At 59.6% G+C, this 25199-nt stretch carries 23 protein-coding genes; 4 read left to right on the top strand and 19 right to left on the bottom strand.

Going from position 1 to position 25199, the window contains the following annotated elements; all coding sequences use genetic code 11:
* The first annotated feature begins 146 nt into the window (after window positions 1-146).
* Window positions 147-1337, top strand: coding sequence for an NO-inducible flavohemoprotein (hmpA, locus tag ET34_RS0105860; RefSeq protein ID WP_031520288.1), 1191 nt, complete (start codon window positions 147-149; stop codon window positions 1335-1337).
* 66 nt (window positions 1338-1403) lie between these two features.
* Here the strand turns inward: hmpA and glnB are convergent, their stop codons facing one another.
* The 5 genes from glnB to purL all read right to left on the bottom strand — a co-directional run bounded on the left by glnB (window position 1404) and on the right by purL (window position 9888).
* Window positions 1404-1742, bottom strand: a complete 339-nt coding sequence (gene glnB, locus ET34_RS0105855; RefSeq protein ID WP_012906673.1) for a nitrogen regulatory protein P-II — start codon at window positions 1740-1742, stop codon at window positions 1404-1406.
* 96 nt (window positions 1743-1838) lie between these two features.
* On the bottom strand, window positions 1839-3176 hold the full coding sequence (gene glrR, locus ET34_RS0105850) for a two-component system response regulator GlrR (protein ID WP_031520285.1): 1338 nt from the start codon (window positions 3174-3176) through the stop codon (window positions 1839-1841).
* Window positions 3173-3967 carry a two-component system QseEF-associated lipoprotein QseG gene (qseG, locus tag ET34_RS0105845; protein WP_051640487.1) on the bottom strand — a complete coding sequence of 265 codons (795 nt, stop codon included), beginning with the start codon at window positions 3965-3967 and terminating at the stop codon, window positions 3173-3175. The genes glrR and qseG overlap by 4 nt, the downstream gene beginning before the upstream one ends.
* Window positions 3964-5403, bottom strand: a complete 1440-nt coding sequence (gene qseE / locus ET34_RS0105840) for a two component system sensor histidine kinase QseE/GlrK (RefSeq protein ID WP_169738117.1) — start codon at window positions 5401-5403, stop codon at window positions 3964-3966. Before qseE ends, qseG begins: the two co-directional genes overlap by 4 nt.
* A gap of 597 nt (window positions 5404-6000) precedes the next feature.
* Window positions 6001-9888, bottom strand: coding sequence for a phosphoribosylformylglycinamidine synthase (gene purL / locus ET34_RS0105835; protein WP_031520279.1), 3888 nt, complete (start codon window positions 9886-9888; stop codon window positions 6001-6003).
* Between the two features lie 267 nt (window positions 9889-10155).
* Between purL and mltF the strand changes: the two genes are divergently transcribed.
* Window positions 10156-11706 (top strand): membrane-bound lytic murein transglycosylase MltF, encoded by a 1551-nt coding sequence (gene mltF / locus ET34_RS0105830; RefSeq protein WP_031520278.1) that lies wholly within the window; start codon window positions 10156-10158, stop codon window positions 11704-11706.
* On the opposite strand, the gene tadA is transcribed toward mltF, so the two are convergent.
* The 4 genes from tadA to murQ form a co-directional block, all read right to left on the bottom strand.
* Window positions 11597-12100 carry a tRNA adenosine(34) deaminase TadA gene (tadA, locus tag ET34_RS0105825; RefSeq protein WP_031520276.1) on the bottom strand — a complete coding sequence of 168 codons (504 nt, stop codon included), beginning with the start codon at window positions 12098-12100 and terminating at the stop codon, window positions 11597-11599. The two genes, mltF and tadA, sit on opposite strands and share 110 nt — an antisense overlap.
* A gap of 81 nt (window positions 12101-12181) precedes the next feature.
* Window positions 12182-12817, bottom strand: a complete 636-nt coding sequence (gene yfhb / locus ET34_RS0105820) for a phosphatidylglycerophosphatase C (protein WP_031520274.1) — start codon at window positions 12815-12817, stop codon at window positions 12182-12184.
* Between the two features lie 3 nt (window positions 12818-12820).
* A complete protein-coding gene (locus ET34_RS0105815; RefSeq protein WP_031520272.1) occupies window positions 12821-14185 on the bottom strand; it encodes a PTS transporter subunit EIIC in 1365 nt (454 codons plus the stop codon).
* A gap of 10 nt (window positions 14186-14195) precedes the next feature.
* Window positions 14196-15092, bottom strand: a complete 897-nt coding sequence (gene murQ, locus ET34_RS0105810) for an N-acetylmuramic acid 6-phosphate etherase (protein ID WP_031520271.1) — start codon at window positions 15090-15092, stop codon at window positions 14196-14198.
* A 117-nt stretch (window positions 15093-15209) separates the two neighbouring features.
* Here murQ and ET34_RS0105805 point away from each other — a divergent pair, with 117 nt between their 5' ends.
* Window positions 15210-16058, top strand: coding sequence for a MurR/RpiR family transcriptional regulator (locus tag ET34_RS0105805; protein ID WP_031520269.1), 849 nt, complete (start codon window positions 15210-15212; stop codon window positions 16056-16058).
* A 55-nt stretch (window positions 16059-16113) separates the two neighbouring features.
* Window positions 16114-16374, top strand: coding sequence for a YfhL family 4Fe-4S dicluster ferredoxin (locus ET34_RS0105800; protein ID WP_031520267.1), 261 nt, complete (start codon window positions 16114-16116; stop codon window positions 16372-16374).
* Here ET34_RS0105800 and acpS read toward each other — a convergent pair.
* The 10 genes from acpS to rseA all read right to left on the bottom strand — a co-directional run bounded on the left by acpS (window position 16371) and on the right by rseA (window position 25194).
* Window positions 16371-16751, bottom strand: coding sequence for a holo-ACP synthase (gene acpS / locus ET34_RS0105795; protein ID WP_031520265.1), 381 nt, complete (start codon window positions 16749-16751; stop codon window positions 16371-16373). The genes ET34_RS0105800 and acpS overlap by 4 nt on opposite strands.
* Complete coding sequence (pdxJ, locus tag ET34_RS0105790; protein WP_031520263.1) at window positions 16751-17482, bottom strand: pyridoxine 5'-phosphate synthase; 732 nt, start codon at window positions 17480-17482, stop codon at window positions 16751-16753. The genes acpS and pdxJ overlap by 1 nt, the downstream gene beginning before the upstream one ends.
* 88 nt (window positions 17483-17570) lie before the next feature.
* Window positions 17571-18287 (bottom strand): DNA repair protein RecO, encoded by a 717-nt coding sequence (gene recO, locus ET34_RS0105785; RefSeq protein WP_031520261.1) that lies wholly within the window; start codon window positions 18285-18287, stop codon window positions 17571-17573.
* Window positions 18288-18298: 11 nt separating this feature from the next.
* Complete coding sequence (gene era, locus ET34_RS0105780) at window positions 18299-19204, bottom strand: GTPase Era (RefSeq protein WP_031520259.1); 906 nt, start codon at window positions 19202-19204, stop codon at window positions 18299-18301.
* Complete coding sequence (rnc, locus tag ET34_RS0105775; RefSeq protein WP_031520258.1) at window positions 19201-19881, bottom strand: ribonuclease III; 681 nt, start codon at window positions 19879-19881, stop codon at window positions 19201-19203. Before rnc ends, era begins: the two co-directional genes overlap by 4 nt.
* 250 nt (window positions 19882-20131) lie before the next feature.
* The gene (lepB, locus tag ET34_RS0105770; protein WP_031520256.1) at window positions 20132-21106 is read right to left on the bottom strand and encodes a signal peptidase I; all 975 of its coding nucleotides are present in this window, start codon (window positions 21104-21106) and stop codon (window positions 20132-20134) included.
* Between the two features lie 13 nt (window positions 21107-21119).
* Window positions 21120-22919, bottom strand: coding sequence for a translation elongation factor 4 (lepA, locus tag ET34_RS0105765; RefSeq protein ID WP_031520254.1), 1800 nt, complete (start codon window positions 22917-22919; stop codon window positions 21120-21122).
* 204 nt (window positions 22920-23123) lie between these two features.
* Window positions 23124-23603 (bottom strand): SoxR-reducing system protein RseC, encoded by a 480-nt coding sequence (rseC, locus tag ET34_RS0105760; protein ID WP_031520252.1) that lies wholly within the window; start codon window positions 23601-23603, stop codon window positions 23124-23126.
* Window positions 23600-24553: a sigma-E factor regulatory protein RseB gene (gene rseB, locus ET34_RS0105755; RefSeq protein ID WP_031520250.1), complete on the bottom strand. Its 954-nt coding sequence runs from the start codon at window positions 24551-24553 to the stop codon at window positions 23600-23602. Before rseB ends, rseC begins: the two co-directional genes overlap by 4 nt.
* Complete coding sequence (gene rseA / locus ET34_RS0105750) at window positions 24553-25194, bottom strand: anti-sigma-E factor RseA (RefSeq protein WP_031520248.1); 642 nt, start codon at window positions 25192-25194, stop codon at window positions 24553-24555. Before rseA ends, rseB begins: the two co-directional genes overlap by 1 nt.
* Between the last annotated feature and the right edge of the window lie 5 nt (window positions 25195-25199).

Here is a 25199-nt window from a genome sequence, read left to right as displayed (position 1 = left end):
TTCCGGCATGATTTCACGAATTCTTTTCATTTTTGAGATGTCGATTTTTCACGTTCGTTTTTACCCTGGCCGCGTATTTCCCCTTTACAACGCAGGGGTATCGCTTATAACATGCATTTAAAATGCAACATTAAAAAGGACCTGCCATGTTAGACGCGCAAACCATCGCCATCGTGAAATCCACCATTCCCGCCATTGCCGCGACCGGGCCAAAACTTACCGCCCATTTCTATGACCGCATGTTCCAGCACAATCCGGAACTGAAAGAAATTTTCAATATGAGTAACCAGCGTAACGGCGACCAGCGTGAAGCGCTGTTTAATGCCATCTGCGCCTACGCCACCAATATTGAAAATCTGGCCGTGCTGCTGCCGGCGGTGGAAAAAATCGCCCAGAAGCACACCAGCTTCTCTATCAGACCTGAGCAGTACAACATCGTGGGAACCCATCTGCTGGCCACCATTGACGAGCTGATGAGTCCGGGTCAGGAGGTGCTGGATGCCTGGGGCAAAGCCTATGGCGTGCTGGCGCAGGTGTTTATCAATCGCGAAGCCGAGATCTATCAGGAGCACGCCAGCAAACGGGGCGGCTGGGAAGGCACCCGTGCGTTCCGCATCGTCGACAAAACCCCGCGCAGCGCTTTGATTACCAGCATTGAGCTGGAGCCGGTTGATGGCGGCGCGGTGGCGGATTACCGTGCGGGGCAGTACCTCGCAGTCTGGCTGAAGCCGGACGCCTTCCCGCACCAGGAGATCCGTCAGTACTCCCTCACCCGCAGCCCCAACGGCCGCAGCTACCGCATTGCGGTAAAACGCGAAGATGGCGGCCAGGTGTCGAACTGGCTGCACCGGGACGCGCGCGTTGGCGATGTGGTACAGGTTGCCGCCCCGGCCGGGGATTTCTTCCTGGACGCTACGCCACAGACCCCGGTGACGCTGATCTCCGCTGGCGTCGGCCAGACCCCGATGCTGGCGATGCTGGATACGCTGGCGAACAATGCGCATCCGGCCCAGGTTAACTGGTTCCACGCCGCGCTGAATGGCGAAGTGCATGCTTTTGCCGATGAAGTGGCGGCGCTGGGTGCGAAACTGCCGCGTTTCACCTCTCACGTCTGGTATCAGACGCCAGCCGAGGCGGACCGCGAGGCGGTGCGTTTTGACAGCGAAGGATTGATGGAGCTGGCGAGCCAGCAAAGCGCGTTCAGCGATCCGGCCATGACTTTCTGGCTCTGTGGCCCGGTCGGCTTTATGCAGTTTGCCGCGCAGCAGCTGGTGGCGCTGGGCGTGGATCGCGACCACATCCACTACGAGTGCTTCGGGCCGCATAAGGTACTGTAATTTTTACCGCAAAAGCCCAACAAAAAAGGCAGGTCTCAGACCTGCCTTTTTTTTGCGAGCACGAGATTAAATCGCCGCGTCGTCCTCTTCGCCGGTACGGATACGCACCACGCGCGCCACGTCGAAGACGAAAATCTTACCGTCGCCGATTTTTCCGGTCTGAGCTGTGCGGATGATGGTATCGACGCAGGTTTCGACGATATCGTCTGGCACCACGATCTCAATCTTCACCTTCGGCAGGAAGTCCACCATGTACTCGGCACCGCGATAGAGTTCGGTGTGCCCTTTCTGGCGACCAAAGCCTTTTACTTCGGTGACGGTCATACCGGTGATGCCCACTTCCGCCAGCGCTTCGCGCACATCGTCCAGTTTGAATGGTTTAATAATCGCATCAATCTTTTTCATGGTGGTCCTTAACTCTCTTCGCCCGTCAGGTGTTCATCATGGGTACGTAATCGGTTGCTCACCCTATCATATTCTTAGCGCCAATGGATGGCGAAACTACTCTTTGAAGTCGTTGGCATCAAGTTCATGACGCGACAGCAGTTTATAGAATTCGGTGCGGTTGCGCCCGGCCATGCGCGCAGCATGGGTGACGTTGCCTTTGGTGATTTGCAGAATTTTGCGTAAATAGTTCAGTTCGAACAGATTCCTTGCCTCAACAAAGGTCGGCAGCACGGTGTTTTCGCCTTCCAGCGCCTGCTCCACCAGCGCATCGCTGATCACCGGGGCGGACGTCAGCGCCACGCACTGCTCAATGACGTTCACCAGCTGGCGCACGTTGCCCGGCCAGCTGGCGGTCATCAGGCGTTTCATGGCGTCAGTCGAGAAGCTGCGCACGAACGGCTTGTGGCGATCCGCCGACTGGCGCAGCAGATGGGCGGCCAGCAGCGGAATATCTTCCGCACGCTCGTTCAACGCCGGGATCTTCAGGTTCACCACGTTGAGGCGGTAAAACAGATCTTCACGAAATTCGCCGCGCTCCATCGCCTTCGGCAGGTCGCGGTGGGTGGCCGAGAGAATGCGCACGTCAATATCCAGATCGCGGTTGCTGCCCAGCGGGCGTACCTTGCGCTCCTGCAAGACGCGCAGCAGCTTCACCTGTAACGGGATCGGCATATCGCCAATCTCATCGAGGAACAGCGTGCCCCCTTCGGCGGCCTGGAACAGCCCTTCCCGGCTGCTTACCGCGCCGGTAAAGGCACCGCGGGCGTGACCAAAGAGTTCGGACTCCAGCAGCTGCTCCGGCAGCGCGCCGCAGTTGATGGCGATAAACGCCTTCTTGCTGCGCGGGCTGGCGTTGTGGATCGCCTGGGCGAGGATCTCTTTCCCGGTGCCGCTCTGGCCGTTGATCAGTACGCTGACGTCGGACTGCGCCACCATGCGCGCCTGCTCCAGCAGACGCAGCATAATCGGGCTGCGGGTGACGATGGACTCGCGCCAGGCATCATCGCTGCTGGAGACGGTGTGCAGTAGCGCATCGTCTATCGCCTTGTACAGCGCGTCGCGATCCACCGGTTTGGTGAGAAAGCTGAACACGCCCTGCTGGGTGGCGGCCACCGCATCCGGGATTGAGCCGTGCGCGGTAAGGATGATCACCGGCATGCCGGGCTGCAGCTTCTGGATTTCGGCAAACAGCTGCAGGCCGTCCATCTCATCCATGCGCAGATCGCTTATTACCAGGTCGATCTTCTCGCGCGTCAGTACGCGCAGCCCTTCGGCTCCGCTTTCCGCGGTCTCCACGCTGTACCCTTCGCTGGTGAGACGCATGCCGAGCAGCTTCAGCAGCCCGGGATCGTCATCCACCAGCAGCAGACGGGCAGGCTTGCGTTGCGTCATGGCGTCAGTTCCTCCGGGGCAGAACCGGTGCTGCTGTTGTCCGGCGTGGTGATATCCTCCGCCGCCGGGGCATCTTTGCTCTCGCCCCCGTTCGGATGAGTGTTGTCCTGCATATAACTGCTGGTCGGTTTACGCGACGACAGCCGGCGTTCGATGTCGGTGAGGTTTTCCAGCTTGCGCGTGGTCAGATCGAGCTGGCTGCGCAGGTGCTGCTGCTGCTGGCGCAGAGTGTCCAGCTCGCTGTCGCTGCTCTGCTGCAGCTTGCTGTAGCGCGTGCGCTCATCGGAAAGCTGCAGCAGCGAGGCCTGGCCGTCGCGCCACACCTGGTAGAGCGGGCGCACCTGCGCCGGGATGCCGGGGCTCAGATCGTCGAGCGCGGTAATAAAGCCGCGGCGCTCGGTCGGGTTGATTCTGGCGTTCGCCAGTAAAATGCCGCGCTTGAAGGTGTCCTGCCAGCTGTATGCCGACCACAGGCGCGCCTCGGCGCGGGCATCCACCGGCGACAGACGCAGCGCGCAGTCCATACCGCGCAGCCAGTAGAGCGGGTTGGTCTCAATACTGTGCCCGCCAAGCTGCCAGATGTCCTGACAGTCGGTGGAGAGAAAATCAGCCAGCTGATGATCCGGAAGCTGCGGTTCATTTTTGTTTTTAAGCGAGCTTTTCACCGGATGGGCAACGCAGCCGCTGAGCAGCATCCCGGCAAGCGCCGGGCACAGCAGCGAGCGGAGAAGACGTGGGCGTTTCAGGCGCGACAAAACGGGCCGCAGTAAATTCATAAGGTCCAGACTCATTGTTGTGGTGTTTCCGGCTCAGGGACAGGCAGCTCGATGCGAAAACAGACATCGGCGCCGTGTTCTTCCACCAGACGAAGCTCGCCATGCATGCGGCGAATACAGTCCTGAGCGATGCTCAGCCCCAGGCCGCTGCCCTTGACCGCGCCTTTGCGCTGCAGGCTTCCCTGAAAGAAAGGTTCGAAGATCATCTCCCGCTCAGCCGCGGGGATCGGCGTTCCGGTATTTGCGACTTCAATCCGCAGCCGCGATCCGGCTGTGTAACTGCGGATATAAATGGTACCGGATTCACTGCCGTAGTGCACCGCATTGGAATAGAGATTATCCAGCACGCTCATCAGCAGCATCGGTTCCGCCAGACACACCTGCGCTTCAAGGGCGATGTCGGTATGCATCATTTTAGCCCGCGCCGGCAGACTGTGAGCAGCGATCACCATATCAACCAGCGGCGCGATTTCAACCTGCTCCAGCTCGACCTGGGCATCGGCCAGTTTACGGTTGTAGTCCAGCAGCTGTTCAATCAGCTTTTGCAGGTTACGGCTGCTGGTATCCAGTATATCCACCACCTCTTTTTGCCCGGCGGTCAGCGGGCCGGCGACCTGATCGGCCAGCAGCTCAGTGCCCTCGCGCATGCTCGCCAGCGGCGTTTTCAGCTCGTGAGAGAGATGGCGCAGGAACTGGTGACGCTGGGATTCGAGCCACGCCAGACGCTCGCTGAGCCAGATAATACGCTGCCCGACGGAACGCAACTCGCGCGGCCCCTTGAACGCCACGGTATGACCTGGCGAGCGCCCTTCCCCGAGACGATTGATCATCCGCTCGATCCCCTTCACCGGGCCGATGATCATGCGGGTAAACAGCAGCACCAGCGCCAGGCTGACCAGAAACAGGATCAGCGCCTGCCAGCCAAAGAACTGACCGCGCTCGGCGATCTCCTGCTGGAGCTGCTGTCCGCGCGAGAACACCACGGCGCGGGTGGCCTGCACCATTTCGGTATTGGCGCTGGCAAAGGCTTCCAGCCGGGCGGCGGCGGCGCTGTCCGGGCCGCTGTTTTTACACTGTAACAGCGCGAGATCGTTGAGGTTCTGCCGCAGCGCCTGATAGAGCATCTCATCCGGCAGCACGCCGGAATGGGCATCCAGCATCTGGGCATAACGCTTGCGCTGGCTCTGGTAAACGCGGGCCAGCGTCGGGTCGTCCAGCACGCAGTACTGACGGTAGCTGCGCTCCATTTCCAGCGCGGCATTGGTCATGGCTTCGCTGCGACGGGCATCCACCAGCGTGGTGCGGTTGGTGAGCGCGGCCTGATCGCTCAGGGCGTTAAGGCTCTGCCACGCCTGCCAGGCCAGCACCAGCAACGGCACCTGGATCAGCAGAAAGGCCATCATTACCAGTTGGCGCAGTGAACGAGGGAATACAACAGGCCAGCGTTTCAACATGTTATCTCGCGATAAAAGGAATAACCGGATGCTAGCGGAGTGCGGCACGCGTGGGAAGCGCCGAATGGCAGAAACACGAAAGGCAGGGTAATTACCCTGCCTTTCGTGTGAAATGAGGCGGTGCCTTACTCAACGTGTCGCCCGAAGTTTGATAACGCATTGCGATAATCAGCAGCTGGACGGCAGGCACCTTGTTGTGCGTCATTCTGAGGTTTATGTAGCGCTCCCGAAGGGTCTGACATAAGAAGGTGAATGAGCCACTGAGTATTATCTAGCAGGATGCGTGCCACTTTTGAAAATTTAATTATAATTAACTGATATTAAAGTGATTATTAATTAAATCGAGCCACGAAGATCGCGCACGTTTTTTCACCGGCCTGTCGTCAAAAAACAACACTCCAAACGTCGCCTTGCGCAGTCATTATAAATCAATAACTTAAATGTCACCTTTTGGCGACAGTTACTGACTGGCGCTGTCGCAAATTGCCGACACATTTGCGGGGTATATCACAGATTAAAAGTAACAGCATGAACGCAGCGAGAGAAATAGCGATCTGCATAAAAAAGGGGGAGCGTTTCGCTCCCCTTGTCCGGTTAGCCCAGCTGCTTACGGGCGTTACGGAAGATACGCATCCACGGGCTGTCCTCGCCCCACTCTTCCGGATGCCAGGAGTTCGCCACGGTACGGAATACGCGCTCCGGGTGCGGCATCATGATGGTAACGCGTCCGCTTTCGCTGGTCACCGCCGTGATCCCGTTCGGCGAGCCGTTCGGGTTCGCCGGATAGGTTTCGGTCACCGCCCCAAAGTTATCGATGAAGCGCAGCGCCACCAGGCCTTTGCTCTCCAGCGCGGCGAGGTGTGCCGCATCGCGCACTTCTACCAGCCCTTCGCCGTGGGAAACGGCGATCGGCATGTGCGACCCGACCATCCCCTGCAGCAGCAGCGACGGGCTGGCGGTCACTTCCACCAGGCTGAAGCGTGCTTCAAAGCGGTCGGACTGGTTACGCACGAAGCGCGGCCACAAGTCGCTGCCCGGGATCAGCTCGCGCAGGTTGGACATCATCTGACAGCCGTTGCACACGCCCAGCGCCAGGGTCTGCGGACGGTGGAAGAACGTCTGGAACTCGTCACGCACGCGCTCGTTGAACAGAATTGATTTTGCCCAGCCTTCGCCCGCACCCAGCACATCACCGTAGGAGAAGCCGCCGCACGCCACCAGCGCCTGGACATCGTCCAGACCGCGACGACCGGCCAGCAGGTCGCTCATGTGTACGTCGATGGCATCAAAGCCCGCGCGGTGGAACGCCGCGGCCATCTCCACGTGGGAGTTAACGCCCTGCTCGCGCAGTACCGCTACTTTCGGGCGTGCGCCTTTGGCGATGTACGGTGCCGCGATGTCTTCGTTGATATCGAACGACAGCTTCACGTTTAGGCCCGGATCGCTGTCGTTAGATTTCGCCTCGTGCTCCTGATCGGCGCACGCCGGGTTATCACGCAGGCGCTGCATCTGCCAGGTGGTTTCCGCCCACCAGACGCGCAGCGTGGTACGGCTTTCGCTGAAGACGGTGTCGCCGCTGGCGATCAGCGTGAAGCGATCCCCTGCTACCGCCTTGCCGAGATAGTGCACGCAGTCGGCGAGGCCGTGCGCGTCCAGCACCGCTTCCACCGCCTGACGATCGGCGGCACGCACCTGGATCACGCCGCCCAGCTCTTCGTTGAACAGCGCTGCCAGCGCGTCGTCGCCGAGGCGGGTGATGTCTGCCTCAACACCGCAGTGACCCGCGAAGGCCATCTCTGCGAGGGTGACCAGCAGGCCGCCGTCGGAGCGGTCGTGCCAGGCCAGCAGCTTGCGATCCGCTACCAGCGCCTGCATGGCGTTATAGAAGCCTTTCAGCTGCTGCACGTCACGCACGTCTGCGGGCTTATCGCCCAGCTGACGCCACACCTGAGACAGCGCAGTGGCCCCCAGCGCGTTATGGCCTTTGCCGAGGTCGATCAGCAGCAGGGCGTTGTCTTCGGTGGCAAGCTGCGGTGTTACGGTGCCGCGCACGTCTTCCACGCGGGCAAACGCGGTGATCACCAGCGACAGCGGCGCGGTCATCTCACGCTGCTCGTCGCCCTGCTGCCAGCGGGTTTTCATCGACATTGAATCTTTACCCACCGGAATGGTCAGGCCAAGCTGCGGGCAGAGCTCTTCACCCACCGCTTTTACCGCTTCATACAGCCCGGCGTCTTCGCCCGGATGGCCCGCTGCCGCCATCCAGTTTGCCGAGAGCTTGATGCGTTTGATGTCGCCGATCTGCGTAGCGGCGATATTGGTCAGCGCTTCACCAACTGCCAGACGCGCAGAAGCCGCGAAGTCGAGCAGCGCCACTGGCGCGCGCTCGCCCAGCGACATCGCTTCGCCGTAGTAGCTGTCGAGGCTGGCGGTGGTTACCGCACAGTTAGCAACCGGCACCTGCCACGGACCAACCATCTGGTCGCGCGCCACCATGCCGGTGACGGTACGGTCGCCGATGGTGACGAGGAAGGTTTTCTCCGCCACCGTCGGGAGGTGCAGCACGCGCTTCACCGCTTCCGCAATGGTGATCCCGCGGCGTTCAAGCGGCTGGCCGCTGGCCTGCTGGCGCGTCACGTTGCGGGTCATCTTCGGGGCTTTACCCAGCAGCACGTCCAGCGGCATGTCGATCGGCTGGTTGTCGAAGTGGCTGTCGTTGAGGGTCAGGTGCAGTTCTTCGGTGGCTTCACCGATCACCGCGTAAGGTGCGCGCTCGCGGCGGCACAGCTCGTCGAATAGCGCCAGCTGCTCCGGCGCCACCGCCAGCACGTAGCGCTCCTGAGATTCGTTACACCACACTTCCAGCGGGCTCATGCCGGGCTCGTCGTTGAGGATGCCGCGCAGCTCGAAGCGTCCGCCGCGGCCGCCATCGCTCACCAGCTCCGGCATGGCGTTAGAGAGGCCGCCGGCACCGACGTCATGAATAAACAGAATCGGGTTGGCATCGCCGAGCTGCCAGCAGCGGTCGATCACTTCCTGACAGCGACGTTCCATTTCCGGGTTGTCGCGCTGTACCGAGGCAAAATCTAAATCCGCATCGGACTGACCAGACGCCATTGAGGAGGCCGCCCCGCCGCCGAGACCGATGTTCATCGCCGGGCCGCCCAGTACGATCAGCTTCGCGCCGACGGTAATTTCGCCCTTTCTGACGTGCTCGCCGCGAATGTTGCCGATACCGCCTGCCAGCATCACCGGCTTGTGATAGCCGCGCAGCTCTTCGCCATTGTGGCTGGTGACTTTTTCTTCGTAGGTACGGAAGTAGCCGGTCAGGGCCGGACGACCAAATTCGTTGTTAAACGCCGCGCCGCCCAGCGGGCCGTCGGTCATGATATCCAGCGCGGTAACGATGCGTTCCGGCTTGCCGAAATCCTCTTCCCACGGCTGTTCGAAGCCCGGGATACGCAGGTTGGAAACTGAGAAGCCCACCAGCCCGGCTTTCGGTTTGGCACCGCGTCCGGTGGCGCCTTCATCGCGGATCTCGCCGCCGGAGCCGGTGGCGGCACCCGGCCACGGAGAGATGGCGGTCGGGTGGTTATGAGTTTCCACTTTCATCAGGATGTGCGCCTCTTCCTGATGGTAGTCGTAGCGCCCGGCGCTGTGGTCGGCAAAGAAGCGGCCCACCGGGGAACCTTCCATCACCGCGGCGTTGTCTTTATACGCCGACAGTACGTGCTCCGGGGTTTTCTCGAAGGTGTTTTTGATCATTTTGAACAGCGACTTCGGCTGCTGTTCGCCGTCGATGATCCAGTCGGCGTTGAAGATCTTATGGCGGCAGTGCTCTGAGTTGGCCTGCGCGAACATATAGAGTTCGATATCGTTCGGGTTGCGCTCCAGACGGGTAAAAGCATCCTGCAGATAGTCGATTTCATCTTCCGCCAGCGCAAGACCGAGACGCACATTGGCCTCCATCAGCGCCTCGCGGCCCTGGCCCAGCAGATCCACACTCTGCACCGGGGCCGGGGAGTGATGAGCAAACAGCTGCTGCGCCTCGTTCAGCGAGCCGAACACGCTCTCCATCATGCGATCGTGCAGCTCGCCGGCCAGCGCCTGCCACTGCGCATCGTTCAGGGAGTCGGCGACGACATACCAGGCTACGCCGCGTTCAAGGCGGTTGATCTGCGCCAGACCGCAGTTATGGGCGATATCGGTCGCTTTCGATGACCACGGAGAGATGGTGCCCGGACGCGGCGTCACCAGCAGCAGCGTACCGCGCGGTTCATGGCTGCTGAGGCTCGGGCCATACTGCAGCAGGCGGGCTAAGCGGCTGTGTTCATCCGCACTGAGTGGCGCATTAAGGTCGGCAAAGTGAACGTATTCCGCATAAACCGAGGTCACCGGCAGGTTGAGTGCCGTGAAACGGTCCAGCAGCTTGTTGATACGGAATGCAGACAGGGCGGGCGAACCACGCAGAATTTCCATCATAAGTCTCTCGTCTTTGCAGCGCCAGCGCAGCGCTGTCAGTGGGCGCAGGGGAAAACGGGCGTCATTATAGAGAATACGGCGCGCCGACGAAACCGTTTGCGTAGAAATAAAATCGCCCGCCGTTTCGTCCGTATGCCGTCGCCAATCGCTCTAATTAGTTGCCAACTGACTCATTGTTAAGCAAAATGCCGCTCAAATTGTCATTAACCATACCTATAACACTACACATTACCGCCGGGGCTCGATACACCGCAGAGAATTAACTGATTGAAAAAATTAAAGCTTAATTATCTGTTTATCTGCATCGTGTCTCTGCTGCTGGCGTTAGCCTTGTGGCCCGCTATCCCCTGGTTTGGCGGCGCGGAAAACCGACTGGCGGAAATAAAGTCTCGCGGCGTACTGCGCGTCAGTACCGTTCCCTCCCCGCTTATCTTTACCTCGATCAACGGCAAAGCCTACGGCCTCGACTATGAGCTGGCGCAGCTGTTTGCTGACTATCTCGGCGTGAAGCTTGAGATCACTTCACGTCAGAACATTAACGAGCTGTTTGACGATCTTGATAATAATGATGCCGACGTGCTCGCCGCCGGGCTGGTGTACAACCCGGAGCGAACCCGGCACTACGAGCCGGGGCCGACCTACTATTCGGTTTCGCAGCAGCTGGTTTACCGCGTCGGCTCCCTGCGTCCGCGCAACCCCGGCACTATCAAGCCCGGCCAGCTGGTGATCGCGCCAGGGCATACGGCGCTTAACGAGCTGGAAAAGCTCAGGGCGAGCAAATACCCGGACCTCAGCTGGACCATCGATCCTCAGCGCAACAGCAACACCCTGTTAAGCCAGGTGCTGGAAGGCAAAATTGACTACACCATTGCCGACTCGGTGGCGGTGAACCTGTTCCAGCGTGTGCATCCCCAGCTGGCCGTGGCGCTGGATATGACCGATGAGCAGCCGGTAAGCTGGTACACCCAGCGCGACGGCGACCATACGCTGGCGGCAGCGATGCTGGATTTCTTCAACCGCATTAACGAAGACGGCACTCTGGCGCGGCTGGAGGAGAAGTACCTCGGTCACGGCAACGATTTCGACTATGTAGACACCCGCAGCTTCCTGCGTGCCGTGGACACGCTGCTGCCGGATCTGCAGCCGCTGTTTGAGAAGTACGCAACCGACATCGACTGGAAGCTGCTGGCCGCCATTTCCTATCAGGAGTCGCACTGGGACCCGCAGGCCACCTCCCCCACCGGCGTACGCGGCCTGATGATGCTGACGCGTAATACCGCACAGAGCGTCGGCCTGACTGACCGGCTCGATCCCGAGCAGAGCATCAGCGGCGGGGCGCGCTACCTGAGCGATATGATGAAAAAGGTGCCGGAGACGGTGCCGGAAGAGGAGCGCATCTGGTTCGCGCTGGCGGCTTACAATATGGGGTACGCCCATATGCTGGATGCCAGAGCGCTGACGGCGAAGCAGAAAGGCAATCCCGACAGCTGGGCTGACGTAAAACAGCGCCTGTCACTGCTGAGCCTGAAGCCCTACTACAGCAAGACGACCTACGGCTACGCGCGCGGGCATGAGGCTTACGCCTATGTAGAAAATATTCGTAAGTATCAGATAAGCCTGGTTGGCTATCTGATGGAGAAAGAGAAGCAGGCCGCCCGCCTGGAGAAAATCGCTGCGGATTACCCGATTGTGCGTCCGCAGGAGCTGATCAAACCGCCTTTCGGGCCGCTTCCTTTAGGGCCTTTTTCTCAAGACGACGCGTTCGAAAGAACTCACTTAGTAAGGCCGAACACGCTTCTGCCAGCACCCCATCCGTAACCTGCATCACATGGTTCATGCCGGGATGGCCCGGCACATCCAATAGCGAGCCGACCGCGCCGGTTTTCGCATCCCGCGCACCAAACACCAGATGACCGATACGGCTGTGTACCATCGCCCCCGCGCACATGACGCAGGGTTCGAGCGTGACATACAGCGTGGTATCCAGCAGACGGTAATTTTGCAGCACCAGCCCGCCCTGACGCAGCGCCATGATTTCGGCGTGGGCGGTAGGATCGTGACGGCCAATCGGGCGATTCCAGCCTTCGCCAATCACCTGGTTGTTATGCACCAGCACAGCCCCGACCGGCACCTCCCCCTCGTCCCAGGCACGCTGCGCCAGGGTGAGCGCGTGGCGCATCCAGTATTCGTGGGTAAATTCGCTGTCTGACACAGATAACTCCTGAGCTACAAAAGGCGGCGCATTATACACAGCGATAATGTTTAGTGAAACGCATCAGGAGAGACCGCGCGTTTACTCCAGTTGCTGAAGCTCACCCTGCGGCGTTACGCGCCAGCGGTGCTGGCAGAAGTAGAGCAGCGGGTTGTCCTGCTTGCTGTCGCTGTAGCCGCTGTAGAGGCGCAGCGGCGTGCCGATCTGCTGCTCAAGCTGGGCCACTTTTTCATGACCGAGGCAGCGCAGGGTCAGCACCCAGCCGCCGTAGCGGCGGGTCACCTGGCTGGCGATAAGGTTTACCCGCGGCAGCCAGGGCGTATCCACATACACCTGCTCTACCAGCGGCATCGGGGAGCCGGTGATCAGCCAGACGTCAGCATCGGTGCTGGCAAGGTATTCGGTTAAGCGCGCCTGCACCACCGGGAAGGCTTTAACGTGGGTGCGGAACCAGGCGACAAAGCTTTTTTCCAGCGCCTTGAGCCGCGCTTCGCTGTGCCCGAAGGTACAGCCCCACAACAGCAGGCTCATCGGCCAGCGCGCGGCACGCCCCTTAATCAACAGCCCCGCGCCAATCACCGGCAGCAACGGGATAACGAGCAGCACATTAAGCGGCTGATGACGCAGCAGATAGCGCATAAACGTGCCGAACATATCCTGCTGATGCAGCGTGCCATCCAAATCGAAAAAAACTACCCGACGCGCGTTCTGAGACAAACCTCACTCCTCTGGATCGTTAAAGCCAAGGAACCATGTGAAAAGAAATCCTGCGGCTACTGCTACTAAATAGCCTAACAGATAGATGGCAACTTTTCCGGTTACGATGGTTAACGCCAGCGGCAGGCCCGAAATACCAAAAGTGACGACCGTTGCGACTTTGAAATAGCTGATCAGCGCCCCGCCAACGGCACCGCCGAGGCAGGCACCGAGAAACGGTTTACCGAGCGGGAGCGTGACGCCAAAGATCAGCGGTTCCCCGACACCCAGCAGCCCCACCGGCAGCGCGCCCTTAATCACCTTTTTCAGACGCGCATTGCGGGTTTTCATCAGCACCGCCACGGCAGCACCAATCTGCCCGACACCCGCCATCGCCAGCACCGGCAACAGCGCGTTGACGCCGTGGGCCTGTACCAGCTCGACGTGGATCGGCACCAGCCCCTGATGCAGCCCGGTGAGCACCAGTGGCAGGAAGGTGCCGGCCAGCAGTCCGCCCACCAGCAGGCCGCCCTGGTCGATGGCCAGCGTCGCGCCGCGGGCGATGGCATCGGAGATCCAGCCGCCCAGCGGCTGCAGCGCGACAATCGCCACCGTGGCGGTAATCAGCGTAGTCAGCAGCGGGTTAAGGATCAGCTCAATCGAGCCGGGCAGGCGCTCGCGCAGCCGCTTCTCAATCCAGCACATCAGGGCCACCACCAGCAGCACCGCGATCACCCCGCCGCGTCCGGGCTGTAAGGCCTCGCCGAACAGGGTGATCTGCGCCAGCTGCGGGCTGGAGAGAATGCCCGCCATCACGCCGCCCATCGCCATTGAGCCACCGAATACCCGTGCGGCGTTAACCCCCACCAGAATATTCATGATGGCAAATACCGCGCTGCCGAAAATGCCCAGCAGGCCGAGGACGTTGGGGTACTGGGTGGCGACGTCGCCAACGATGTCCGGGCGTTTGAGAATATTGATGATGCCGGTGATCAGACCCGAGGCGATGAACGCCGGGATCAGCGGGATAAAGACGTTGGCAAGCTGGCGCAGGGCATCGCTCATCGGCGCTTTATAGCGCGCTTTGGCCTGAGCTTTGCTCTGTGCGATGGCGTCAACCTCACGCGGCGCAGCGCTCTGCTGCATCGCGGCGCGCATGGCATCCACCACCTGCGCCGCCCGGCCAGGGCCGACGATCAGCTGATGCTGCGCCCCCTGCTTCACGTAGCCGCTGACGCCGGGCAGCGCTTTCAGCGCGGCAATATCCAGGCGCGCGTCGTCATGCACTTCCAGGCGCACGCGCGTCATGCAGTTTTCCAGCCGGTGAATATTGCCCTGCCCGCCGACGCCCAGCAGAATACCGCTGGCCAGCGCTGAGGTTTTGTCCATGACGCCCCCGTTATTGTTGCGCTAAGGCCGCGCGTAAAAAGCCGTTGTGCTGTGCCAGCCGCGCCCGCGCCGTTTCCGCATCCAGACCGCTGAGGATCATCAGGATAGCGGGCTTCACGTCGTAGCCGGTCTGCTCCAGCACCGCCTGCGCCTCGTCGCGCGCCACGCCGGTGGCTTCCATCACCATGCGACAGGCGCGGTCCACCAGCTTCACGTTGGTGGCTTTCATATCCACCATCAGGTTCTGCCAGACCTTGCCCCACTTCACCATCGCCCCGGTGGAGATCATATTCAGCACCAGCTTCTGGGCGGTGCCGGACTTCAGACGCGTCGAGCCGGTGAGCGCTTCCGGGCCAACCACCGGCGAAATAGCAATTCGGGCGATACTGGCGATGGGCGACGCCGGATTACAGGAGATAGCTACCGTGGTGCAGCCTTCAGCCTTTGCAAATTCCAGCCCGCCGATAACGTACGGCGTGCGGCCCGAGGCGGCCAGCCCGACCACCAAATCCTGCGGCGTCAGGCCCAGCGCCTGTAAATCTGCTTTGCCGAGCGCCGGATCGTCCTCCGCCCCTTCCACCGCTTTGAGCAACGCACCGGGGCCACCGGCGATCAGGCCGATCACCACGCCATGCGGCACGCCGAAGGTCGGGGGGCATTCGGACGCGTCCAGCACGCCGAGGCGACCGCTGGTGCCCGCTCCCATATAAATAATGCGTCCGCCCGCAGCGAGCGCGGCAGCAGCGGCATCTACCGCCTTTGCCACCTCGGGTAGCGTGGCGCGTACCGCATCGGCTACCTGCGTATCCTGACGGTTAAAACACTCAACCAGTTCCCGGGTGGAAAGCGAGTCGAGATCCATGGTGTCCGGGTTCCGGGATTCAGAAACCAGCGAGCCGAGATTCATATTGCACCTCTGAATATTTAATTCATAATAACCACGCTATAATGGAATATAAAATTCAATCGGGCGAGTTAATTTCACGCCTTTATGTCGACGATCACATTTGCCGGGGAGCGATCCGTGAACTGCTTAATTCGTATTCGCCAGCGCTATCCAACGCTGGCACAGAGTGACCAGAAGCTGGCGGACTACATTCTGGAAAATCCGGAAGCAGCGCGTCATCTCAGCTCCCAGCAGCTTGCCGTCGAGGCGGGCGTCAGCCAGTCGAGCGTAGTGAAGTTTTCCCAGAAGCTTGGCTTTAAAGGATTTCCGGCGCTGAAACTGGCTATCAGCGAGGCGCTGGCCAGTTCCCCTACCCCGCATTCTGTGCCGGTGCACAACCAGATCCTGGGCGACGATCCGCTGCGTCTGGTGGGGGAGAAACTGATCCAGGATAACTATGCGGCGATGCTGGCTTCGCTGGACATCAACAGCGAAGAGAAACTGCTGACCAGCGTGATGCTGCTGCGCAACGCGCGCCGTATTCTGATCACCGGTATTGGTGCCTCCGGGCTGGTGGCAAAAAATTTCTCGTGGAAGCTGATGAAGATCGGTCTGAACGCCGTCGCGGAGCTGGACATGCACGCCCTGCTGGCAACCGTGCAGGCGATGGAGGCGGACGACGTGCTGCTGGCGATCTCCTACTCCGGTGAGCGGCGTGAAATCAACCTCGCGGCGGATGAAGCGCTGCGCGCCAATGCGCGGGTGCTGGCTATCACCGGCTTCAGCCCGAATGCGCTGCAGCAACGGGCGACCCACTGTCTCTATACCATCGCGGAGGAGCTGGCGACGCGCAGCGCGGCCATCTCGTCCTCCAGCGCCCAGATGATGCTGGCGGATCTTCTGTTTATGGCACTGGTACAGCAGGATCTGGAGCACGCGCCGGAGCGTATCCGTCACAGCGAGGCACTGGTAAAAAAACTGGTCTGACGGGGGAATGGGCGTATAATGCCCGCCCTGTTTGTGTTGTTTTGAGAATTTCCCAATGGCGTTGCTTATCACAAAGAAATGCATCAACTGCGATATGTGCGAGCCGGAGTGCCCGAACGAGGCGATCTCCATGGGAGACAGCATCTACGAAATCAACGCTGACCGCTGTACCGAGTGCGTGGGTCATTACGACACCCCGACCTGCCAGAAAGTCTGCCCGATCCCCAATACCATTCTGAAAGATCCGGCGCGCGTCGAGAACGACGAGCAGCTGTGGGACAAGTTCGTTCAGCTGCATCACGCCGATAAAATTTAACTTTCGATAATCACAGTGGCGCAGGCGTAGTGGCGCTCATCGGCAAGGGTGACGTGTACCGATTTCACGCCCATCTGTTCCGCCAGCCGTTCCGCTTCATCGCGCAGCCGCAGCCGCGGTTTCCCCAGCGCATCGTTAAACACTTCAAACTGATTAAACGCCAGCCCGTTACGAATGCCGGTACCAAAGGCTTTTGCCGCCGCCTCTTTTACCGCAAAGCGTTTAGCCAGGAAGCGTACCGGTTGCTGATGCGCCTGATACTGCGTCCACTCATAGTCGCTCAGCACGCGCTGCGCCAGACGATCGCCGGAGCGGGAGATCACCGCCTCGATGCGGGCGATCTCCACGATATCGGTACCCAGGCCGAGGATCGCCATCAGCGACGCGCGTCCAGCATCAGGCGTTTCATCTCAGCCACCGCCTCTTTCAGGCCGCTCATCACCGCGCGACCAATAATGGCGTGACCGATATTCAGCTCGTGCATTTCCGGCAGCGCTGCGATGGGCTGGACGTTGTGGTAGGTCAGGCCGTGGCCGGCATTCACCTTCAGGCCTTTGCTGGCAGCGTAGGTTGCAGCGGCGGCGATGCGCGCCAGCTCGCGGGCCTGCGCGGCCTCATCGACGGCATCGGCATAGCAGCCGGTATGAATTTCGATGTACGGCGCGCCAGCGGCGACGGCGGCATCGATCTGCGCGTGGTCAGCATCGATAAACAGCGACACCAGAATTCCGGCGTCCGCCAGACGCTGACAGGCATCACGCATTTTGTCGAGCTGGCCCGCCACGTCGAGACCGCCTTCAGTGGTGACTTCCTGACGCTTCTCTGGCACCAGGCAGCAGAAGTGTGGCTTTGTGTCGCAGGCGATGGCCAGCATCTCTTCGGTAACGGCCATCTCCAGGTTCATGCGGGTGTCGAGGGTCTGGCGCAGCACGCGCACATCGCGATCGGTAATGTGGCGGCGATCTTCACGCAGGTGAACGGTAATACCATCCGCACCGGCCTGCTCAGCGATAAAGGCGGCCTGAACCGGATCGGGATAAGCGGTACCACGGGCGTTACGCAGCGTGGCAATGTGGTCGATGTTAACGCCTAACAGCAATGCAGCCATGACTATCCTCGTAAGTAAACGTCGCCTTCTGAGAGGCTTATCAGTGTGGTGTTCTGCCGCCAGTGTACACGTTTGCCGGAAAGGCTGACTATCGCGCCGACCTTTTTGGCACAAACTGGCGGAACAATTCCCGGCTCTTCAAGGGCTTGCCGCCGAGATAGGGTTTAAGGGCGATACGCGTAAAGCGTTTGGCGGCCCGCAGCCGATCCATATCGGGAAATTCGCGGCTGGCCAGGGCTTTGAGCTGGCTGCCGGTAAAGGTGGCGTTATCGACCACCAGACTGGCGATAAACCCTTTCTCTTCCCGATAGCGGTAGGTCATCTCATCGGCTACCTCATCGCCGCTCCCGGCACAGTGCAGGAAATCGACGCCGTATCCCAGATGGCCGAGCAGCGCCAGCTCAAAGCGGCGCAGGGCTGGCTCCGGCGATCCGGTGGCACCGGCTAAGGCCTGAATGCAGTGGAGATAGTCGAAGAACAGCTCGGAAAAACGGGTTTCCGGCTCCAGCACGCGGGCGATAAGTTCGTTAACATACAGACCGCTGTAGAGCGCGATGCCGCTGAGAGGAAGTGCCAGGGAGACTGCTTCAGCGCTGCGCAGGGTTTTGACTTCCCCGCGCCCGCCAAAACGCACCAGCAAGGGTGTGAAGGGCTGTAACGTGCCTTTGAGACTTGAACGCTTAGCGCGAGCGCCCTTGGCTATCAGCCTGATGCGGCCCGACTCTTCGGTAAAGAGATCGAGCATCAGGCTGGTTTCGCTCCAGGGGCGACTGTGCAGTACGAAGGCGCGTTGCCAGCCTTCCATCCGGCATGACCTTAGCGGTCTTCGCCGTAGCCGAGACTGCGCAGGGCGCGCTCGTCGTCAGCCCAGCCGGATTTAACCTTGACCCACAGCTCAAGATAAACGCTGTTGTCGAACATCTCTTCCATGTCTTTACGGGCTTCAATGCCGATGGTTTTGATCTTGGCGCCTTTGTTGCCAATCACCATCTTCTTCTGCCCTTCACGCTCAACGAGGATCAGGCCGTGGATGTCATACCCACCGCGCTCGTTGGTCTGGAAGCGTTCGATCTCAACGGTGACCGAATACGGCAGCTCGGCCCCGAGGAAGCGCATCAGCTTCTCGCGGATGATTTCCGAGGCCATAAAGCGCTGTGAACGGTCAGTGATGTAATCTTCCGGGAAGTGATGCTCGGATTCCGGCAGGTGCTTACGCACGATGGCCGCGATGGTATCGACGTTCACGCCGGTTTCGGCAGAGAGCGGGACGATATCGAGGAAGTTCATCTGCGCGCCAAGGAACTGCAGGTGCGGAAGCAGATCCGCTTTCTCCTGCACGTTATCGACTTTATTCACCGCGAGGATGACCGGCGCTTTGCTGTCGCGCAGCTTGTTCAGCACCATCTCGTCGTCAGCGGTCCAGCGCGTGCCTTCCACCACAAAAATCACCAGCTGCACGTCAGCAATGGAGCTGCTCGCCGCTTTGTTCATCAGGCGGTTAATGGCGCGCTTCTCTTCCATATGCAGGCCGGGAGTATCTACATAAATGGCCTGATACGCGCCTTCGGTATGAATACCGACGATACGGTGGCGGGTGGTCTGCGCTTTACGCGAAGTGATGGAGACTTTCTGCCCCAGCAGTTTATTCAGCAGGGTGGATTTCCCTACGTTCGGGCGGCCAACAATGGCGATAAACCCGCTATAACTCTTTTCGTCGCTCATTCCAGCTCCAGTTTTTTAAGTGCCTGTTCAGCGGCTGCCTGCTCCGCTTTACGGCGGCTGGAACCCGTGCCAACCACTGGTTCGCTGAGGCCACTCACCTGGCAGTGGATAGTAAATTCCTGATCGTGGGCTTCGCCTCGCACCTGTACCACCAGATAGGATGGCAGCGGCAGATGGCGGCCCTGCAAATATTCCTGCAAACGCGTTTTCGGATCTTTTTGCTTATCGCCCGGACTGATTTCATCCAGACGGGTCTGATACCAGCTAAGGATCAGACGCTCAACGGTATTGATATCGCTGTCGAGGAACACCCCACCGATTAATGCTTCCACGGTGTCAGCGAGAATCGATTCACGACGAAAACCGCCGCTTTTCAGTTCGCCCGGACCAAGACGCAGACATTCACCCAGTTCAAATTCACGCGCAATTTCCGCCAGCGTATTGCCGCGCACCAGCGTGGCGCGCATACGGCTCATGTCGCCCTCATCCACGCGCGGAAAGCGGTGGTAAAGCGCATTGGCGATAACGTAACTGAGAATGGAGTCACCCAGGAATTCCAGCCGCTCGTTGTGCTTACTGCTGGCGCTGCGATGGGTCAATGCCTGTTGCAACAACTCCTGATGTTGAAAAGTGTAGCCCAGCTTGCGCTGGAGCCGATTAATTACGATGGGGTTCATGCGATACCAGTTAATGAATGCGTCGACTATTCAGCACACGGAACAGACCTGATAACTATCAACGCTGTTTCGTGTGCCGTGGCACCCGTTTGGGGCCAACCAAAAACTTCGGGAAATTATTCTATACAGAACCTGAGGGGATGTCGTTAGCCAGACGAGATTTATATTCTAAATAATTTTAAAAGCGCCAACGGCATATTATGAAATTCCCGGTCAACGCGTGAGGGCGTGACCGGGAATAATCAAGAGATCAGTGAATACCGCCGATGCGGTTGAGGCGCAGACCGGTCGGCCACTCCCCTTCCTGCTTCTCGAAGCTCATCCAGATCGCCGTAGCTTTACCCACCAGGTTCTGCTCCGGCACAAAGCCCCAGTAGCGGCTGTCGGCGCTGTTGTCGCGGTTATCACCCATCATGAAGTAATAGCCCGGCGGTACGATCCAGGTCGCGATCTGGCTGCGGGTCTGGCGGAAGTAGCCGCCCACGTTGTCCTGCGCTTCCGGGTTGAGCAGAATGCGGTGCGTCACATCGCCCAGCGTTTCGTTACGCTGCGCCAGGCGCACGCCCTGATCCATACTTTCACCCTGCGGCACGTTGAAGAAGCCTTTGCTTGATTCAACGCCGCCAGCAAAGCTGAAGGTCTGAATGAAATCGCTCGGCTTCGCATCCGAATAGGTCACCACCAGTGCGCTTTCGCATGCCTGACCCGACGCGCAGTTCGGCTCAATGGTGACCTGCTTGGTGAACGGATCGTAGCTGACGCGATCCCCCGGCAGACCCACGACTCGCTTGATGTAGTTGACGCGCGGATCGTTCGGGTATTTAAACACGGCGATATCGCCGCGTTTCGGATGCCCGGTTTCGATCAGCGTTTTCTGGTACAGCGGATCCTTGATGCCGTAGGCGAATTTTTCCACCAGGATGAAATCGCCGATAAGCAGCGTCGGCATCATGGAGCCTGACGGGATCTGGAACGGCTCGTAGATGAACGAGCGCACCACCAGCACCAGCGCCAGCACCGGGAATACCGATGCGCCCGTTTCCAGCCAGCCGGGCTTCTGCCCGACTTTCTTCACGGTTTTCTCATCCAGCGCCCCACCTGCGGCAGCCTGCGCCGCCGCCTGGCGCTCACGACGTTTCGGGGCAAAAACAAACTTATCCAGGCACCACAGGATGCCCGTTACCAGCGTCGCAATAACCAGAATCAGCGCGAACAAATTCGCCATGACTACTCCTTAATTATTTACCGTCTTTACCGACGTGTAAGATGGCGAGGAACGCTTCCTGCGGCAGTTCGACGTTACCGACCTGCTTCATACGTTTCTTACCTTCTTTCTGTTTCTGCAACAGTTTCTTCTTACGGCTGACGTCACCGCCGTAGCACTTGGCGAGTACGTTTTTACGCAGCTGTTTCACCGTCGAGCGGGCAATGATGTGGTTGCCGATGGCAGCCTGAATCGCGATATCAAACTGCTGGCGTGGGATCAGATCTTTCATCTTCTCAACCAGCTCGCGACCGCGGTACGGGGCGTTGTCGTTGTGGGTGATCAGCGCCAGCGCATCGACGCGCTCGCCGTTGATCAGCACGTCCACGCGCACCATGTTCGAGGCCTGGAAGCGCTTGAAGTTGTAATCCAGCGACGCGTAGCCGCGGGAGGTGGACTTCAGACGGTCGAAGAAGTCGAGCACCACTTCCGCCATTGGGATTTCGTAAGTCAGCGCCACCTGGTTACCGTGGTAAACCATGTTGGTCTGCACGCCGCGTTTCTCCACGCACAGGGTCATCACGTTGCCCAGATACTCCTGCGGCAGCAGCATGTGACACTCGGCGATTGGCTCGCGCAGCTCTTCGATGTTGTTCAGCGGCGGCAGCTTGGACGGGCTGTCGACATACACCACCTCTTTACTGGTGGTTTCCACTTCATACACTACCGTCGGCGCAGTGGTGATGAGGTCGAGATCGTACTCACGCTCCAGACGCTCCTGGATGATCTCCATGTGCAGCAGACCGAGGAAGCCGCAGCGGAAGCCGAAGCCGAGCGCCGTGGAGCTTTCCGGCTCGTAGAACAGGGAAGCGTCGTTGAGGCTCAGCTTGCCGAGCGCATCACGGAAGTTTTCATAGTCGTCCGAGCTGACCGGGAACAGTCCAGCGTAGACCTGCGGCTTCACTTTTTTGAAGCCTGGCAGCGCTTTATCCGCCGGGTTACGCGCCTGGGTCAGGGTGTCGCCCACCGGGGCACCAAGAATGTCTTTGATGGCGCACACCAGCCAGCCTACCTCGCCGCATTTCAGCTCGGTACGGTCAACCTGTTTCGGGGTGAAGATGCCCAGACGATCGGCGTTGTAGACCTGTCCGGTACTCATCACTTTGATTTTGTCGCCTTTACGCATGGTGCCGTTTTTAATACGCACCAGCGAGACGACGCCCAGATAGTTATCAAACCAGGAGTCGATGATCAGCGCCTGCAGCGGGCCATCCGGATCGCCTTCCGGGCCAGGGATGTCGCGGACCAGACGCTCAAGCACGTCCTGCACGCCAACGCCGGTTTTCGCCGAGCAGCGCACCGCGTCGGCAGCATCGATACCGACGATGTCTTCGATCTCTTCCGCCACGCGCTCCGGATCGGCCGCCGGCAGGTCGATTTTGTTCAGAACCGGCACCACTTCCAGATCCATCTCCATCGCGGTGTAGCAGTTAGCCAGGGTCTGGGCTTCTACGCCCTGCCCGGCATCTACCACCAGCAGCGCGCCTTCACAGGCCGCCAGCGAACGGGATACTTCATAGGAGAAGTCAACGTGGCCTGGGGTGTCGATGAAGTTCAGCTGGTAGGTTTCACCGTCAGCCGCTTTATAGTCGAGGGTAACGCTCTGCGCTTTGATGGTGATGCCACGCTCGCGCTCCAGATCCATCGAATCAAGAACCTGCGCCGCCATTTCACGATCGGACAAGCCACCGCACAGCTGAATGATACGGTCAGACAGCGTCGATTTACCGTGGTCGATATGGGCAATAATGGAAAAGTTACGTATGTTCTTCATATTTTGGAGTTTTATGCCTTACGTGTGCCTTCAGGGCTTCGCGCAACGCGCAGTTCGAGCCTTCTGTCTGTGGCTGTCTGTGGTCTGAAACGCCGCATTCTACACTACAACCAGAAAGCGGGGAAATGCTCATCCAGCACGCGGTGTCGCTGGATGAAATGTCTGAGAGGAAGATGCGTGTAGCACCCGCAACACGCGAGGCGATCAGCGGTTATCCTGAGGAGTAAAGGTTTCAACGCGCAGCGCATCCGGCGGCAGCCCGACGCTGATGATCACCGGCTGCCATTCGTTGCGGCGAGTAAGCTTTTCGCCCCAGCCGCGCGCCAGCAGGAAGCCGCCCACGCCGCCAAGCAGCGCGCCGCTCATGGCTGCCAGATCGCTGGCAAACAGGAACTGGAACAGGCCCGCCATGATAAACAGACCGGCCAGCGGTGCCATGTAGACCAGCAGTGCCGAGCCAAGCAGGCTGCTTTCAGCAATGCCCAACTCCACTTTCTGCCCCGGCACCAGCGGTTCGGCGCTGGACACAGCGATAGTGTGGGTGTTTTGCGGTCCGAGCTTATTCAGCACGCGACTGCCGCAACCGCTGCGGGAGGCACAGCTGTTACAGGAGGCTTTCACGTCGCAGCTCAGCAGCGCTTCGCCATTTTCCCAGGACACGACCGTCGCCCACTCTTTAATCATTGGCTTGCCTTAAATTTGATGCTGTCCGCAATGCGTTTCGCGGTTGGCGGCGGCAGTTCGCCCACCACGGTGATTTCCGCATTATTACGCACTGAGGTATTTACCGTGCGACGTCCGGTGCGCAGCGTCTGCTCGGCGCTGGCGCTGGTCGCGCGGTTGATATTCACGGAGAAACTAAACAGCCCGTCAGAGTAAAGACGGGACTCGATCGGCAGCTCCACGCCCGGCAATGGACGGCGGCTTTTCGATACTTCGCTAAAGCCCTGCGGCAGCCAGGTAGGTGCCCAGTTGAAATTGACGTTATCAGAAGCCGGAACCGACAGCAGCGGCGGCAGGCTGGCTTTGGCGAGATTCTGCATCATGCCTTCCACCTGCTGATTCACGGTAAAGGAGATCACCCGGAACTGCTCCAGGGTTTCCCCGTCGCGATCGAGCAGATCGACGCGCAGCGGCAGATGAGTTTCGCTGTCAAGCCAGGCGATATAGCTGTAACGTGTACCGTCACGCGCCACCACGCGGATCACTTCGCACAGCCTGTCGGCAATACGGTTGCGACCCACGGGGATAAAGTCGTAATACGGCGCGAGGCGTTTGAAGTCGGTGTAAGCCAGAGACGGCAGCGAATCGACGATGTATTCGCCATTGAGCGTAAAAGGCTCAAGCCCGGGTTCGAAGTAGCTGATTTCACTGCCGCGCTGGACCACTTCCCGGCGCGGGCCGTCCATCTGCAGCAGCTGGGCCAGCGGGGTGTTATTCAGCACCGCATGGCGATAGCGTAACGACTCCACACCCTGCTTGTTGATGCTGATAAAGGCTAACTCGTAGTTCAGGGACTGGCTTGCCGCGTTCATCTGCTGCAACAACGCCCCGGATGCGGTATCAGCCAGGGCGTTTGTTGAGAAGAACAGGGTACCAGCCATAAGGGACATGGCGCACCAAAGCTGCTTCATTACTGCGATTGAGTTCCTAAAGTCTGGTTTCCTGGTACCTGAACCGCTGCCTGCTGATTCTCATCCGCCTGGATTTGATCGGCGTGGAGGCGACGCTGCAGTTCATAGTCCTGAAGCATCGCGTTAATGCGGCGACGCTGCTCCTGCACCTGCTGCTGGCCGGCACCGGAAAGATTATCCGCCGGTACGCCAAGGCTTACCGGGCTGGCTTTGCCCATTACCGGCAGGGTATTGAATACCGGCGTCTCAGGCTGGGCGCTGGCGTCGCTCGGGGTGTTGTACTGCTGCACGCCAACGATAACGGCAAGCGAAACACAGGCGGCAACGCCCATCTGCGTAAGCTGACTCGCCCACGGACGGACTTTATGCCAGAACGGCATCTTTTGCCAGCTCTGCGGCTCAGGCTGCGCTTCCGGGATTAACGGGGCAACGCCGTGTGCAGGCTCGTTTTCCAGGGCGGCCATCACGCGCGCTGAGATGTCAAAATGCAGCACGTCGCTGGTATCACCCCGCATCGTGTCGCGGATCAGGTGATAGTGTTCCCAGGTTTGCTGCAGCGATGCGTCTTTAGACAGCTCCGCCAGCAGCGCACTGTCTACGGTCTCACCATCCATCAAAGCGGAAAGTTGTTCTTTCTGCATGCCTA

The sequence above is a fragment of the Siccibacter colletis genome (assembly GCF_000696575.1).
GTDB lineage: Bacteria > Pseudomonadota > Gammaproteobacteria > Enterobacterales > Enterobacteriaceae > Siccibacter > Siccibacter colletis.
This window is presented reverse-complemented; position numbering and strand designations above follow the sequence as displayed.

Bases quoted from the DNA above. Each gene is read 5' to 3' on its own strand.
- ET34_RS0105800 (WP_031520267.1), top strand. From the start codon at position 16,114: ATGGCGTTGCTTATCACAAAGAAATGCATCAACTGCGATATGTGCGAG.
- rseC (WP_031520252.1), bottom strand. From the start codon at position 23,603: ATGATTAAAGAGTGGGCGACGGTCGTGTCCTGGGAAAATGGCGAAGCG.
- era (WP_031520259.1), bottom strand. From the start codon at position 19,204: ATGAGCGACGAAAAGAGTTATAGCGGGTTTATCGCCATTGTTGGCCGC.
- recO (WP_031520261.1), bottom strand. From the start codon at position 18,287: ATGGAAGGCTGGCAACGCGCCTTCGTACTGCACAGTCGCCCCTGGAGC.
- glnB (WP_012906673.1), bottom strand. From the start codon at position 1,742: ATGAAAAAGATTGATGCGATTATTAAACCATTCAAACTGGACGATGTG.
- acpS (WP_031520265.1), bottom strand. From the start codon at position 16,751: ATGGCGATCCTCGGCCTGGGTACCGATATCGTGGAGATCGCCCGCATC.
- rseB (WP_031520250.1), bottom strand. From the start codon at position 24,553: ATGAAGCAGCTTTGGTGCGCCATGTCCCTTATGGCTGGTACCCTGTTC.
- glrR (WP_031520285.1), bottom strand. From the start codon at position 3,176: ATGACGCAACGCAAGCCTGCCCGTCTGCTGCTGGTGGATGACGATCCC.
- rseA (WP_031520248.1), bottom strand. From the start codon at position 25,194: ATGCAGAAAGAACAACTTTCCGCTTTGATGGATGGTGAGACCGTAGAC.
- ET34_RS0105815 (WP_031520272.1), bottom strand. From the start codon at position 14,185: ATGGACAAAACCTCAGCGCTGGCCAGCGGTATTCTGCTGGGCGTCGGC.
- lepB (WP_031520256.1), bottom strand. From the start codon at position 21,106: ATGGCGAATTTGTTCGCGCTGATTCTGGTTATTGCGACGCTGGTAACG.
- hmpA (WP_031520288.1), top strand. From the start codon at position 147: ATGTTAGACGCGCAAACCATCGCCATCGTGAAATCCACCATTCCCGCC.
- pdxJ (WP_031520263.1), bottom strand. From the start codon at position 17,482: ATGGCTGCATTGCTGTTAGGCGTTAACATCGACCACATTGCCACGCTG.
- lepA (WP_031520254.1), bottom strand. From the start codon at position 22,919: ATGAAGAACATACGTAACTTTTCCATTATTGCCCATATCGACCACGGT.
- purL (WP_031520279.1), bottom strand. From the start codon at position 9,888: ATGATGGAAATTCTGCGTGGTTCGCCCGCCCTGTCTGCATTCCGTATC.
- murQ (WP_031520271.1), bottom strand. From the start codon at position 15,092: ATGAATCTCGGCTCGCTGGTTTCTGAATCCCGGAACCCGGACACCATG.
- rnc (WP_031520258.1), bottom strand. From the start codon at position 19,881: ATGAACCCCATCGTAATTAATCGGCTCCAGCGCAAGCTGGGCTACACT.
- qseG (WP_051640487.1), bottom strand. From the start codon at position 3,967: ATGAGTCTGGACCTTATGAATTTACTGCGGCCCGTTTTGTCGCGCCTG.